This window comes from Halopseudomonas sp. L-58 (assembly GCF_056859475.1).
Genome location: NZ_JBSXON010000071.1, coordinates 138005 through 152206, shown reverse-complemented (window position 1 = coordinate 152206; position 14202 = coordinate 138005). Strand labels below are relative to the sequence as shown.

The window sequence follows — 14202 nt, the reverse complement described above, 5'->3', positions numbered from 1 at the left end:
CTGTCATTTGATTACCGGGCATCATACCAGTCGTTTCGGGTGCGCGAAGGTGATGCGCATGCAGCAGCCGTGGAGCTGCACCCGGTCGCACTCGAGTCGTGCCTGGTTGCTTTCGCACAGTTCGCGGGAAATATACAGGCCCAGGCCGGTACCGGTGGCTTCGGTGGTATAGAAGGGCTCGAAAATGTGAGCCAGGTGTTCTTCGGCGATCCCCGGGCCATGATCAATGACCTCCAGCACCGGCAGTTCGGTGTCCGGCCGTACATACAGCTTGAGCTGGATGGTGCGGGCTTGCCCCGCCTCGCCAGTGTAACGCAGTGCGTTATTGCACAGGTTGTTGAGAACCTGGGTCATCTGGTTGGGGTCGATTCGGGTCAGAATGCCCTCTTTCTCGATGTCGCACTCAAGCGCATCGGTTGGCGGATGCGCACTGCGAAAATCGGCGGCGAAGTGGGAGACCCACAGCGCCAGATCGACCAGTTGCGGCTCGCTGGGGCGGCGGCGGGAGAGTTCGAGCACGGTTTCAATCACCCGGTTCATGCGCTGGGAGTGCTGCTGGATGATCTCTGTCAACCGCTGGTCCTGAGCTGACAACTGTTCGGACTCGGCCAGCAGTTGCGCCGCGTGGCTGATTGCGCCCAGCGGATTGCGGATCTCATGGGCAATGCTGGCGGTCAGGCGGCCCAGCGAGGCCAGTTTCAGTTGCTGTGCCTGTTGGGCGACCTGGGTGTTGTCGTCCAGGAACACCAGAATGTTGTCGCCGGTCTGGCTGCCGAGGTGTTTGAAGTTGGCCATCAGCTCGGTACTGCCATTGAAACTGTGGAATGAGCGCGCCCTGACCGAGGGGTTGCGCTGCCACTGACGCAGTCGCTGCTCCAGCTCTGGCGCGATCCTATCCAGCCGCTCCCCCTGGGGTACGTCGCGGTCGAGCATCTGCGAACAGGCCTCGTTGCTGGTCAGAATTCGATTGTCGGCGCTGACCACCATAATCCCGGTGCGCATGCGCTGAATGATCAACTGATTGAGTTGTTCCAGGCTGGCCAGACTGGCGGCCTGCTCGCGGGCCAGAATTTCCGACAGGTACAGCCGGCGGGTGACGCGCTGCACGAACAGGGCGACGGCAAAATAGATCGCGCCCAGCACGCCGGCCTGCAGGTAGTTCTGGCCGATGTAGGGATGGGTCAGGCTGAGGAAAAACGTCAGATAGATCAGCACCAGGCTGGACATTGCCGGCAGCAGCAGTCCGATACGGCCATGCAGCAGCACGTTGCCGATTGCGACCGGAATGATCAGCAGGTTGCCGAAGCCGCTGCCTATGCCTCCAGCGGCGTAGAAGATGATGCCGAGCAGGGTGATATCCAGCACTGCCAGCACGAACAGGTGAATATCCCGTCGGCCCTTGTGCAGTGACAGCGCGATCAGCACGTTGATGAACAGGTAGATCCAGCTGGCCTGAGCGTAGACCTCGGGGTTGCTCAGGGACAGCACGCCCTCGCGCAGCGACGAGCTGGTCAGCAGGGTCAGGCCGAAGCCGAGAATGACCCGATACAGATTGTACAGTCGCAGGATGCGAGGGCGCTGGGAGTCGATCCGCTCAGCGGTTGTCGTGTTCATCTCGGTGTTCCGCGCAGCAGTACCATTGGTCGCCGGCGCGCAACGCGCGTGACTCGGGCAGGTGCACCTGGCACTGCGCACAGCGGACCATCACCGGTGCATCGGTTTGCGGCCGCTGTGAGGCGGGGTTTTCCGTGTTGCGCTGCTGCTGCTGCATCGCGCGCCAGAAACGCAGGGCTACCCATACCAGCGCGGCCAGAATTATCAGTTTGATCAGTCCCATGGTGTCGCTGTGTTCCGTGCAGGGTGTTTCAGTGTATCCCAAGGCCACAGCCTGCCAAAACCATCTTGCGATTGCGGGGCACAGGCGCTTGCCGGACAATAGGCGCATCTTGACTCAGGAGAAACAACATGACGGCAACCTTGCGCATCGTGATGGCCCAGCTGAACATGCGGGTGGGCGACATCCCGGGCAATCTGGAGCGAATTATCGAGTCGTCCAGACATGCCCGTGACGAGCTGGGTGCCCGGGTCATCGTATTCCCGGAATTGTCGCTGTGCGGCTACCCGCCCGAGGATCTGCTGCTGCGCTCCAGCATGCAGGCGCGCATCAGCCGGGCGCTGGATCAGTTGTGCGAGCAGGTTCAGGGCATTTATGTCGTAGTCGGTTATCCCTGGCAGCAGGATGACCTCTGCTACAACATGGCTGCGGTCATTGCCGATGGCCGCATCCTGGCGTCATACGCAAAGCAGCACCTGCCGAACTATCGGGTATTCGACGAGAAGCGCTATTTTGCCGAGGGTTCCGAGCCGTGCTGCCTCGAGATTGACGGTCTGCCGGTCGCCCTTAGCGTCTGCGAGGATATCTGGCATCCTCAGCCCATGGCTCAAGCCCGTGACGCCGGAGCCCGGTTGATGCTCAACCTCAACGCCTCGCCCTTTCACATGGACAAGCAGCGTGAACGCGAAGCCATGCTGGCCGAGCGCGCCGCCGAAGGATCAATGCCGATCATCTATGTGAACCAGGTCGGCGGCCAGGACGAGCTGGTGTTTGATGGCGGCTCTGTAGCGGTGGACAGCGATGGTCAGATCGCCTGCCGGGTTTCTCCCTTCTGCGAGGGGCTGTATCCGGTTGATGTGCAGTTCGACGACAGCCAGGTGCGGTTGCGTCAGGGCGCGCTGGCGGCCATGCCGGAGCTGGAAGCCAGTGTATATCAGGCGCTGGTTACCGGGGTGCGTGATTACGTCAACAAGAACGGCTTCAAGGGTGTGGTCCTTGGGCTGTCCGGTGGTATCGACTCGGCCCTGACGCTGGCGGTTGCCGTCGACGCGCTCGGCGCCGAGCGGGTAGAGGCGGTAATGATGCCGTATCACTACACCTCCGGCATGAGTCTGGAGGATGCCGAGGCGCAGGCACATGCCATGCACGTAACCTACCGCGTGCTGCCGATTGCGCCGATGGTCGAGGCGTTTATGCAGACGCTGGAGCCGGTGTTTGCAGGGCTGCCGCGCGACACCACGGAAGAAAACCTGCAGGCTCGCTGTCGCGGCACGTTGCTGATGGCACTGTCGAACAAGACCGGTTCGCTGGTACTGACCACCGGCAACAAGAGTGAGATGGCGGTCGGCTATGCCACGCTGTATGGCGATATGGCAGGTGGCTTTGATGTGCTCAAGGACGTGCCCAAGACGCTGGTGTTCCGCCTGGCCGAATACCGCAATACGCTGGGCGCGGTTATCCCGCAACGGGTAATCGATCGTCCGCCGTCTGCCGAACTGGCACCTGATCAGAAAGATGAAGACTCGTTGCCGCCATATCCGGTGCTGGACGAGATTCTGCGTCTGTATATTGAACACGACCTGTCTGCCAGTGCCATCATCGCCGCCGGCTTCGACGAGGATCAGGTCAAGCGCGTGGTGCGACTGGTCGATCTGAACGAATACAAACGCCGCCAGGCGGCTGTCGGTGCGCGTATCACCCAGCGCGGCTTCGGCCGTGATCGCCGTTATCCGATTACGTCAGGATGGGCGATGGAGGACTAGCCAGCCGGCCTTTGGCCGGCAGCGGCAAGCCGCAAGCTTTAAGCTACAAGCCACAAACTAAACATCCGCGCTGCTTTTACTTGCAGCTTGAGGCTTGTAGCTTGCCGCTGCCCGACAAAAAAGCCCGCCATGGCGAATGCCGTGGCGGGCTTTTTAGTCGGGCCACCCTCAGTCGAGCAGGCCGAAGGTGATGCGGTTCCAGAAGCTGCGATGGGGTTCGCCGTTCTGGCGGACGCGAATTTCGCGGGGCAGTGAGGCTGCGGCGTCCTGGTACTGGCGTTCCATTTCGCGCTCCATCTGCGTTTTTGCCATGCGCGGCGGTGGGGCGGTAACAGCGTCGATCAGGCCAACGGAAGCCGATTCCAGCCAGTCCATTTCGGCCACAGCCGGCTCGACGTGATGCTTGAACTCGCCATCGATCAATGCCGGGTGTTCCGGATAGTTGAGCTTCAGTGTCTCCAGTGCGCTGTCTGCCAGATCCTGCATGGCCAGGCGGTTATAGCCGGCAACCATCAGGGCCAGGCCGTCACCCACCGAAGGAGTCTGCTGGAAGTTCTCGACCACGTAACGACCGCGGTTGGCAGCGGCCAGATAGGCGCCGCGCTTGAGATAGTAGTGGCCGACATGCACGTCGTAGGCTGCCAGCAGGTTACGCAGGTAAACCATGCGCGCGCGGGCGTCCGGTGCGTACTGACTGTTCGGGAAGCGGTTGATCAGCTGGGCGAAATCGTTGAACGAGTCGCGGGCGGCACCCGGGTCACGACGGGTCATGTCCAGCGGCAGGAAGCGCTCGATAATACCCTGGTCGCGGGTAAAGGAAGCCAGGCCGCGAATGTAATAGGCGTAGTCGACGTTCTGGTGGGTGGGGTGCAGGCGGATGAAACGGTCGGCTGACGCGGTCGCGGCTTCCGGCTCATAGTTCTGGTAGTAGGCGTAGATCAGTTCAAGCTGAGCCTGTTCGGCATAGCGGCCGAAGGGGTAGCGGGCCTCAAGGGCGCGCAGGGTTTCAACAGCGGAACCGTAATTTTCTGCGTCCAGATCGGTCTGGGCCTTGCGATACAGCTCCGACTCGCTGAGCGACTCGTCAATCACCGGTGCGTTGGAAGAGCACGCTGCCAGCAGTGCCAGTACTCCGACCAGCAGCAGATGTTTCATCGACATATCATGACACCCGAATGGTTGGCGTGCGCTGTTTCCAGTGCGGCCGTCCTGTTATAGTTTGGGCCTTTGCAGCCTTGTCCGGACTTCCCGGACCAGCCGTATTTAACCACAGCGTCCGGTCGATTCCAAAAGGGATTGCGGCCGGTTCCGGCGCACAACGCCTTCCAGTGAGTTCCCCATGTCAGATCGTATTCGTTTGTCCGCACAGGTCAGCCCGGAATCGGGTGGTCAACGCCTGGACCAGGTGGCCGCGCAATTGTTCCCCGACTATTCCCGTTCCCGCCTGCAGGGCTGGATCAAGGACGGCAGTCTGCTGGTCGATGGTGAGGTCAAGCGCACCCGTGACATTGTGCTGGGTGGTGAGCGGCTGGAGCTGGATGCCGAGCGCGAGATTCAGGGCGAGTGGCAGGCCGAAGCCATCGATCTGGACATCATTTATGAAGACGACGCGCTGCTGGTGATCAACAAGCCTGCCGGCCTTGTCGTGCATCCGGCTGCCGGCCATCAGGACGGCACCCTGCTCAATGCTCTGCTGCACCACGCGCCTGAACTGGCCAAGGTGCCGCGTGCCGGCATCGTCCACCGGCTCGACAAGGACACCACCGGTTTGATGGTGGTGGCCAAGACCATCGAGGCGCAGACCGACCTGGTCGCCCAGCTGCAGGCGCGCACTGTCAGCCGCGAATATGAATGTGTCGTGATTGGCGTGATGACGGCAGGCGGTAAGGTCGACCAGCCGATTGCCCGTCACGGTACCCAGCGTCAGAAGATGGCCGTCGTTGCCGGTGGCAAGACGGCGATCAGCCATTACCGGGTGATCAATCGTTTTCGTGCGCACACCCACGTCAAGGTCAAGCTGGAAACCGGGCGCACGCACCAGATTCGCGTGCACATGAGCTATATCCATTTTCCGCTGGTCGGCGATCCGGTCTATGGCGGCCGTCTGCGTATTCCGCCGGGCGCGAGCCCTGAACTGATCAAGGAACTGCGCGAGTTTCCGCGTCAGGCGCTGCACGCACGCCGGCTTGAGCTGGAGCACCCGACCGACGGTCGCCACATGAGCTGGCAAGTGCCGCTGCCGGAAGACATGCAGCATCTGCTGGCGCTGCTGCGCGAGGATGGTGAGATCGGCGAATGAGCATGCTGTGGATGAGCGCGGAGTGGCCTGCGCCAGCGCACGTACGCACCTGTATCACCACGCGCCGGGGCGGCTGCAGCCAGGGCGTGTGGAAAGGTTTTAACCTGGGTGACCATGTCGGTGATGACCCGGCCCACGTTGCCGCCAACCGCGCCGAGCTGGAGCGGGTGCTGGGGTGTCAGCCGGCCTGGCTGACCCAGGTGCATGGTACCGAGGTATGCAAGGCGGACCCGGCTCAGGTACTGGAGGCGGATGCCAGCTGGACCGACCAGCCAGGTATTGCCTGTACCATCATGACCGCTGACTGCCTGCCGGTGCTGTTCTGTGATCGTGAGGGCAGTCGCGTTGCGGCTGCCCATGCGGGCTGGCGTGGTTTGCTCGACGGGGTGCTGGAGCAGACTGTGCGCCGGCTCGGTGGCTCGGCCAGCGAACTGCTGGTATGGCTTGGGCCCGCTATCGGTCCTGCTGCCTTTGAGGTGGGGGCGGAGGTGCGTGATGCCTTTATAACGGCCGATGCCCGCGCCGCTAGCGCTTTTACTCCGGCGGAGCGTGAAGGGCATTGGTTTGCCGATCTGTACCAGCTGGCCCGTCAGCGCCTGGCTGATGTCGGCGTGCGTCAGGTCTACGGCGGTGATGAGTGCACCTGGTCGGATGCTGCACGTTTCTTTTCCTACCGCCGGGATGGGCAAACCGGGCGCTTTGCCTCCCTCATCTGGCTGGAGTCGCCAGTCGCCGGCTAAAAGGCGACAAAAAATTGACCCTAATCATCATGGGGTCACTTGAAAGCGCAATAATCGTCCCTATAACTGTGTCATCACAGATGAAAGGCCCGCTACGAACTGTTCGGCCGGGCTCAGACTAGAGGACTTTTATTCATGCGCATTGACCGTATGACCAGCAAGCTTCAGGTCGCCCTGTCCGACGCACAATCCATGGCCGTCGGCCGCGACCATTCCCAGATCGACCCGCTGCACCTGGTGCTGGCGCTGATTGAGCAGCAGCACGGCTCGATCAAGCCGCTGCTGATGCAGGTCGGCTTTGATATCGCCGCCCTGCGCGCAGCCCTGAACGAGGCCATCGACAAACTTGCGACCGTCAGCAATCCAACCGGTGACGTCAGCCTGTCTACCGAGCTGGCACGTCTGCTCAACCAGGCTGACCGGCTGGCGCAGAAGCAGGGCGACCAATTCATCTCCAGCGAACTGGTGCTGCTGGCGGCGATGGACGACAACACGACCGCAGGCAAGATTCTGCTGGGGCAGGGCGTGTCCAAGAAAGCGCTGGAAAACGCCATCAACAACCTGCGCGGCGGCGAGTCGGTCAACGACCCGAATGCCGAAGAGTCACGCCAGGCGCTGGACAAGTACACCGTCGACCTGACCAAGCGCGCCGAAGAGGGCAAGCTGGACCCGGTGATCGGCCGTGACGACGAAATTCGCCGTACCGTCCAGGTGCTGCAGCGTCGTACCAAGAACAACCCGGTGCTGATCGGCGAGCCCGGCGTGGGCAAGACCGCCATTGTTGAAGGCCTGGCCCAGCGTATCGTCAACGGTGAAGTGCCGGATGGCCTGAAAGACAAGCGCCTGCTGTCACTTGATATGGGGGCGCTGATCGCCGGTGCCAAGTTCCGTGGCGAGTTTGAAGAGCGCCTGAAGGCGGTGCTGAACGAACTGTCCAAGCAGGAAGGCCGCGTCATTCTGTTTATCGACGAGCTGCACACCATGGTTGGCGCCGGCAAGGCCGAAGGCTCCATGGATGCGGGCAACATGCTCAAGCCGGCGCTGGCGCGCGGCGAGCTGCATTGCGTTGGCGCAACCACGCTGGACGAGTACCGTCAGTACATTGAAAAGGATGCCGCGCTGGAGCGCCGCTTCCAGAAGGTGCTGGTCGATGAGCCCTCTGAAGAGGACACCATCGCGATTCTGCGTGGTCTGAAAGAGCGCTACGAAGTGCACCACAAGATCACCATCACCGATGGCGCGATCATTGCCGCAGCCAAGCTGTCGCACCGCTACATCACTGACCGTCAGTTGCCGGACAAGGCCATCGACCTGATCGATGAAGCGGCCAGCCGCATTCGCATGGAAATTGATTCCAAGCCCGAGGCGCTGGACCGTCTGGAGCGTCGCCTGATTCAGCTCAAGGTGGAGCGTGAGGCGCTGAAGAAGGAAGACGACGACGCCGCCCTCAAGCGACTGGAGAAACTGAAGGACGATATCGCCAAGCTCGAGCGTGAATACGCCGATCTGGAAGAAATCTGGAAGGCTGAAAAGGCTGACGTACAGGGCTCGGCGCAGATTCAGGAAAAGATCGAGCAGGCCAAGGCCGAGCTGGATCAGGCTCGTCGCAAGGGCGACCTGAACCGCATGGCCGAGCTGCAGTACGGCGTGATCCCGGATCTAGAGCGCAGCCAGCAGATGGCCGAGCAGCACACCAAGCCGGAAAACCAGCTGCTGCGCAACAAGGTAACCGACGAGGAAATCGCCGAGGTCGTCTCCAAGTGGACCGGGATCCCGGTGGCCAAGATGCTCGAAGGCGAGCGTGACAAGCTGCTGCGTATGGAAGATGCCCTGCACAAGCGGGTTATCGGCCAAAACGAAGCGGTGGTGGCAGTTTCCAATGCGGTGCGCCGTTCACGGGCCGGTCTGGCCGACCCGAACCGCCCGAGTGGCTCGTTCATGTTCCTTGGTCCGACCGGTGTCGGTAAAACCGAGCTGTGCAAGGCGCTGGCCGAGTTTCTGTTCGATACCGAAGACGCCATGGTGCGGATCGACATGTCCGAGTTCATGGAGAAGCATTCGGTGGCTCGTCTGATCGGCGCGCCTCCGGGCTATGTCGGCTATGAAGAAGGCGGTTATCTGACCGAAGCGGTACGTCGCAAGCCGTACTCGGTGATCCTGATGGATGAGGTCGAGAAGGCGCATCCGGATGTGTTCAACGTGCTGCTGCAGGTGCTGGAAGACGGCCGTCTGACCGACAGCCAGGGCCGCACCGTCGATTTCCGCAACACCGTGGTGGTGATGACCTCCAACCTGGGGTCTGCGCAGATTCAGGAACTGGTGGGTGATCGCGAAGCGCAGCATGCGGCGGTGATGGACGCCCTGACCCAGCACTTCCGGCCTGAGTTTATCAACCGGGTTGACGAAGTGGTTGTGTTTGAGCCGCTTGGCAAGGATCAGATCGCCGGTATCGCTGATATCCAGCTCAGCCGTTTGCGTCAGCGTCTGGCCGAACGCGAACTGGATCTGCAGCTCAGCGATGAGGCACTGGAGAAACTGATCTCGGTTGGCTATGACCCGGTGTATGGCGCGCGGCCGCTCAAGCGCGCGATCCAGCGCTGGATCGAAAACCCGCTGGCTCAGCGTATCCTGGCTGGCGACTTTGCCCCGGGCGTGACTATTCACGCCAAGGTCGAAGGCGACGAGTTTGTGTTTACGGCCTGATTGATGTTGTATTGATGAGAAACCCCGCACGGGAGACCGTGCGGGGTTTTTGTTTGTGTGTTGATTTGTTTGGTGCCCTGCATTGTTCAAGTCTGCTTTTCGCCTCTACGGCGAGCAGGGGGAAATGCTTGGCCATTTCCCCCTGCACCCCCTAGGCCACCCCGGCTACGCGGCCCTTCGGGTTCGCTGCGTTGCTCGGCCTGACGGGGAGCCGTAAAACTCGGGGCTACGCCCCTCAGACATCCTACGGCTCTTTTTCCCGCCAGCCCTGCGCTACTCGCCCGCGTAAACGGGGATCCGGGTCCGCGCCGAATTCGCCGTCCAGTGGCAGAATCTGCAGCTTCCTTGTTATTGAACAGAAAAAAGCCCCGGGAATATCCGAGGCCTTTTCTTACCGCTCGATCCAACGCTTACAGCAACATCGTCCGAATATCCCCCAGCAATTCACCCAGACGCCTGGTGAACTGCGCGGCCGCTGCGCCGTTGATGGCGCGGTGGTCGTAGGACAGGGACAGCGGAAGCATCAGCTGCGGCTGGAAGCTGGCGCCATCCCAGACCGGCTGCATGGTCGCCTTGGAGACCCCAAGAATCGCCACTTCCGGGCTGTTGACGATCGGCGTGAAGTAGGTGCCGCCGATGTGGCCCAGGCTGGAAATGGTGAAGCAGGCGCCCTGCATGGCGTCGGCTCCGAGCTTCTTGTTGCGCGCCTTGTCGGCCAGTTCGGCCGCTTCGGCTGCCAGCTGCAGCAGACTCTTCTTGTCGACATCACGGATAACCGGCACCAATAGGCCGTCCGGTGTGTCGACGGCGAAGCCGATGTGCACGTACTTCTTCTGAATCAGCTGCTTGCCATTGGCCGCCAGCGAGACATTGAAGTTCGGCTGCTCACGCAGCAGATGGGCACAGGCCTTGAGCAGGAACGGCAGCACGGTCAGTTTGACGCCGGCCTTGTCGGCAGCCGCTTTCTGCTCCTTGCGGAAGGCTTCCAGCGCGCTGATGTCGGCCAGGTCGAACTGGGTGACGTGCGGCACGTTGAGCCAGCTGCGGTGCAGGTTGCTGGCGCCGACCTGCTGCAGGCGGGTCATGTCGACGGTCTCGATCTCGCCAAACCGGGAGAAGTCGACTTCCGGCACCGGCGGAATACCGCTGCCACCGGTTGCGCCAGCAGGTGCTGCCTTGCGCTGCTGCATGACCGCCTGTACGTGTTTCTGTACGTCTTCCTTGAGGATGCGCTCGCGCGGGCCAGTCGGTTTGACCTCGGTCAGATCGATGCCGAACTCGCGGGCCAGCATACGCACGGCCGGGCCGGCATGGACCTTGGCCCCTTCACGGCTGGGGCCGCCGACGGGCGGCGCGCTGGGCTGCTCCTCGCTGGCCTTGCTGCTGGCTGCGGGCGCCTCACGTTTGGCTGCTTCGTTCTTGGCGGCCTGCGGCTGATCTTCCTGCTTGGCAGCGTTGTCGTCGCCCTTGACCTGCATGTGCATGATCACATCGCCGGTCTTGACGTCCTGCTCCAGTTTGATGTCGATCGACTCAATCACACCGGAGAAGGGCGCGGGCAGCTCCATGCTGGCCTTGTCCGACTCCAGTACCAGCAGCGACTGGTCGGCTTCGACCTGATCGCCCTTGCTCACCAGAATTTCGATCACGCGTGCACTGTCGGTACCCAGATCCGGGACCTTGATGGCTTCGCTGCGGCTGCTGGCGCTGGCGGCAGGCTTGCTGTCGTCGGCTTTCGGCTCGGGCTTCTGCTCAGCCTTGGGCGCGGTTTCGGCAGGCTTGTCGTCGCTGTCTGCCTGCTTGGGTTGTGCGTCGCCCTCGACTTCCAGTTCGATCAGCGGGTCGCCCTCTTTCAGGCTGTCGCCCAGCTTGAATTTGATCGACGTGACCTTGCCTGCCTTGGGCGAGGGGATTTCCATGCTGGCCTTGTCGGACTCGACAACGGCCAGCGATTGTTCAGCTTCGACCTGATCGCCTTCCTTGATCAGAATTTCAATGACCTCGCCTTCACCGCCGAGGTCGGGCACCTTGATGAGTTCACTCATGGCGTCGCTCCTTAGCAGTCCAGCGGATTGGGTTTGTCAGCATCTAGGCCAAAGGCCTTGAGCGCATCGGTCAGCACCTTGGGCTTGAGTTTGCCCTGCTCGACCAGCGCGCTGAGTGCGGTATAGGCAACCCAGTGGCGATCCACCTCGAAGAAGTGACGCAGCTTGCGACGGCTGTCGCTGCGGCCGAAGCCGTCGGTGCCGAGCACCTTGTAGGGCGCAGGCACCCACTGGCGAATCTGATCGGCATACAGCTTCATGTAGTCGGTGGCGGCGATGACCGGGCCCTGACGCTTGTCCAGACACTGCTCGACGAAGCTGGTCTTGGGCTTGCGGGTCGGGTGCAGGCGGTTGTCGCGCTCGACTGCCAGACCGTCACGGCGCAGCTCGTTGAAGCTGGTGACGCTCCAGATGTCGGCGCTGACGCCAAAGTCGCTCTTGAGGATGGCGGCGGCTTCGCGCACTTCGCGCAGGATGGTGCCGGAGCCCATCAGCTGCACGTGCAGATCGCCCGGCTTGCCGGTGGAGTCGAGCAGATACATGCCGCGCATGATGCCGTCTTCCACGCCTTTGCCCTTGGGCATGGCCGGTTGGGTGTAGGCCTCGTTCATGACGGTGAGGTAGTAGTAGACGTTCTCCTGCTCCTCCATCATGCGCCGCGCGCCCTCGCGGATGATCACTGCCAGTTCATAGCCGTAGGTCGGGTCGTAGCTGCGGCAGTTGGGAATGGTCGACGCCAGCAGGTGGCTGTGACCGTCCTCGTGCTGGAGACCCTCACCGTTCAGGGTGGTGCGGCCGGCGGTGCCGCCGATCAAAAAACCCTTGGCGCGGCTGTCGCCGGCGGCCCAGGCCAGATCGCCGATACGCTGGAAGCCGAACATCGAATAGAAGATGTAGAACGGCAGCATCGGCTGGTTGTGCGTGCTGTAGGCCGTGCCGGCCGCAATCCAGCTGGACATCGCACCGGCTTCGTTGATGCCTTCCTCGAGGATCTGACCTTTCTTGTCCTCGCGATAGAACATCACCTGATCCTTGTCGACCGGCTCGTACAGCTGACCGACCGAGGAATAGATGCCGAGTTGACGGAACATGCCTTCCATACCGAAGGTGCGGGCTTCGTCCGGCACGATGGGTACGATGCGCGGGCCGAGTTCCTTGTCCTTGACCAGTTGCGACAGGATGCGCACGAAGGCCATGGTGGTCGAAATCTCACGGTCGCCGGTGCCGTCCAGAATGGCTTTCAGGGTGTCCAGCGGCGGAACCGGAACACGCTTGCTTTCGACGCGGCGCTGCGGCATGTAGCCACCGAGCGCTTCGCGGCGGGCGTGCAGGTACTTGTATTCGGCACTGCCTTCCTCCGGTTTGAAGAATGGCAGTTTTTCCAGTTCGTCGTCGTTGACCGGAATGTCGAAGCGGTCGCGGAATTTCTTTAGGCTGTCGATATCGACTTTCTTGGTGTTGTGCGCGGTGTTCTGACCCTGGCCGGCACCGGTGCCGTAGCCCTTGATGGTCTTGGCCAGAATGACCGACGGCTGGCCTTCGTGGTTGACCGCCTCATGGTACGCGGCATACACCTTGTACGGGTCGTGGCCGCCACGGTTGAGCTTCCAGATTTCCTCGTCGGAGAGGTCCTTGACCATCTCCTTCAGCTCGGGGCGGGTGCCGAAGAAGTGCTCGCGCACGAACGCACCGTCCTTGGCCTTGTAATTCTGGTAGTCGCCGTCGACGGCTTCTTCCATACGCTGTTGCAGCAGGCCGTTGTCGTCCTTGGCGAACAGCGGGTCCCACATGCGCCCCCAGATGACTTTGATGACGTTCCAGTCGGCACCGCGGAAGCTGCCTTCCAGTTCCTGGATAATCTTGCCGTTGCCGCGCACCGGGCCGTCCAGACGCTGCAGGTTGCAGTTGATCACGAAGATCAGGTTGTCCAGTTTCTCGCGACCGGCCAGCGAGATGGCACCGAGGGTTTCCGGCTCGTCGGTTTCACCGTCGCCCACAAAGCACCAGACCTTCTGCTTGCCCGGCTCGATAAAGCCGCGGTGCTCGAGGTACTTCATAAAGCGCGCTTGGTAGATCGCCTGAATCGGGCCCAGGCCCATGGAGACCGTCGGGAACTGCCAGAAGTCGGGCATCAGCCACGGGTGCGGGTAGGAGGACAGCCCTTTGCCGTCGACCTCCTGGCGGAAGTTCTCCATTTGCTCTTCGCTGATGCGGCCTTCCATGAACGCGCGGGCGTAGATGCCGGGCGAGGCATGGCCCTGGAAGAAGACCAGGTCACCGCCGTGTTCCTCGGTCGGCGCCTTGAAGAAGTAGTTGAAGCCGATGTCGTAGAGCGTCGCACTGGAGGCGAAGGTGGAAATGTGGCCACCCAGATCCGGGTCCTGCTGGTTGGTGCGCATGACCATCGCCAGGGCGTTCCAGCGGACCAGCGAGCGAATGCGGCGTTCCATGAACAGGTCGCCGGGCATGCGGGCTTCGTGGGTGACCGGAATGGTGTTGCGATACGGTGTAGTGATGGCGTACGGCAGCGGGGTGCCGCTGCGGCTGGCCAGCTCACCAAGCCGGGTCATCAGGTAGTGCGCGCGGTCTTCACCCTCGTTGTCGAGGACGGACTCCAGCGCGTCGAGCCATTCCTGGGTTTCGAGTGGATCAATATCATCGTGCTTCATTGTGGTCTCCAGACCTTGTGGGCCTTGCAAGTGCCGGAAGCGGTCGCGAACCTGCCGATCGGAGGGTGTCGACCTGGGCTTGCCAAACACCTGTGGGTGTTGTGACAGGGTGTATTGGAATTTGTTCTGTAGTTTTACTACATAAAATC

9 protein-coding genes are annotated in these 14202 nt (G+C 61.7%); 4 read left to right on the top strand and 5 right to left on the bottom strand.

Annotated elements, in window-relative coordinates:
• Positions 1–21: 21 nt before the first annotated feature.
• Together AC13EY_RS13490 and AC13EY_RS13485 are read right to left on the bottom strand one after the other, a co-directional pair.
• Positions 22–1614, bottom strand: coding sequence for an ATP-binding protein (locus AC13EY_RS13490; RefSeq protein ID WP_482877387.1), 1593 nt, complete (start codon positions 1612–1614; stop codon positions 22–24).
• On the bottom strand, positions 1595–1837 hold the full coding sequence (locus tag AC13EY_RS13485) for a PP0621 family protein (RefSeq protein ID WP_482877385.1): 243 nt from the start codon (positions 1835–1837) through the stop codon (positions 1595–1597). Before AC13EY_RS13485 ends, AC13EY_RS13490 begins: the two co-directional genes overlap by 20 nt.
• Before the next feature lie 128 nt (positions 1838–1965).
• Here AC13EY_RS13485 and AC13EY_RS13480 point away from each other — a divergent pair, with 128 nt between their 5' ends.
• Complete coding sequence (locus AC13EY_RS13480) at positions 1966–3597, top strand: NAD+ synthase (protein WP_285676758.1); 1632 nt, start codon at positions 1966–1968, stop codon at positions 3595–3597.
• A 168-nt stretch (positions 3598–3765) separates the two neighbouring features.
• Here the strand turns inward: AC13EY_RS13480 and AC13EY_RS13475 are convergent, their stop codons facing one another.
• Positions 3766–4758 (bottom strand): outer membrane protein assembly factor BamD, encoded by a 993-nt coding sequence (locus AC13EY_RS13475; protein WP_482877383.1) that lies wholly within the window; start codon positions 4756–4758, stop codon positions 3766–3768.
• 178 nt (positions 4759–4936) lie between these two features.
• On the opposite strand from AC13EY_RS13475, the gene rluD reads away from it, so the two are divergent.
• The 3 genes from rluD to clpB all read left to right on the top strand — a co-directional run bounded on the left by rluD (position 4937) and on the right by clpB (position 9339).
• A complete protein-coding gene (gene rluD, locus AC13EY_RS13470; protein ID WP_088275712.1) occupies positions 4937–5896 on the top strand; it encodes a 23S rRNA pseudouridine(1911/1915/1917) synthase RluD in 960 nt (319 codons plus the stop codon).
• Complete coding sequence (gene pgeF, locus AC13EY_RS13465; RefSeq protein WP_338213303.1) at positions 5893–6636, top strand: peptidoglycan editing factor PgeF; 744 nt, start codon at positions 5893–5895, stop codon at positions 6634–6636. The genes rluD and pgeF overlap by 4 nt, the downstream gene beginning before the upstream one ends.
• 135 nt (positions 6637–6771) lie before the next feature.
• On the top strand, positions 6772–9339 hold the full coding sequence (gene clpB, locus AC13EY_RS13460; RefSeq protein WP_228245854.1) for an ATP-dependent chaperone ClpB: 2568 nt from the start codon (positions 6772–6774) through the stop codon (positions 9337–9339).
• Between the two features lie 410 nt (positions 9340–9749).
• Here the strand turns inward: clpB and aceF are convergent, their stop codons facing one another.
• Both aceF and aceE read right to left on the bottom strand, forming a co-directional pair.
• Positions 9750–11384, bottom strand: coding sequence for a dihydrolipoyllysine-residue acetyltransferase (aceF, locus tag AC13EY_RS13455; RefSeq protein ID WP_482877380.1), 1635 nt, complete (start codon positions 11382–11384; stop codon positions 9750–9752).
• A gap of 11 nt (positions 11385–11395) precedes the next feature.
• Positions 11396–14053 (bottom strand): pyruvate dehydrogenase (acetyl-transferring), homodimeric type, encoded by a 2658-nt coding sequence (gene aceE, locus AC13EY_RS13450; protein WP_088275708.1) that lies wholly within the window; start codon positions 14051–14053, stop codon positions 11396–11398.
• Between the last annotated feature and the right edge of the window lie 149 nt (positions 14054–14202).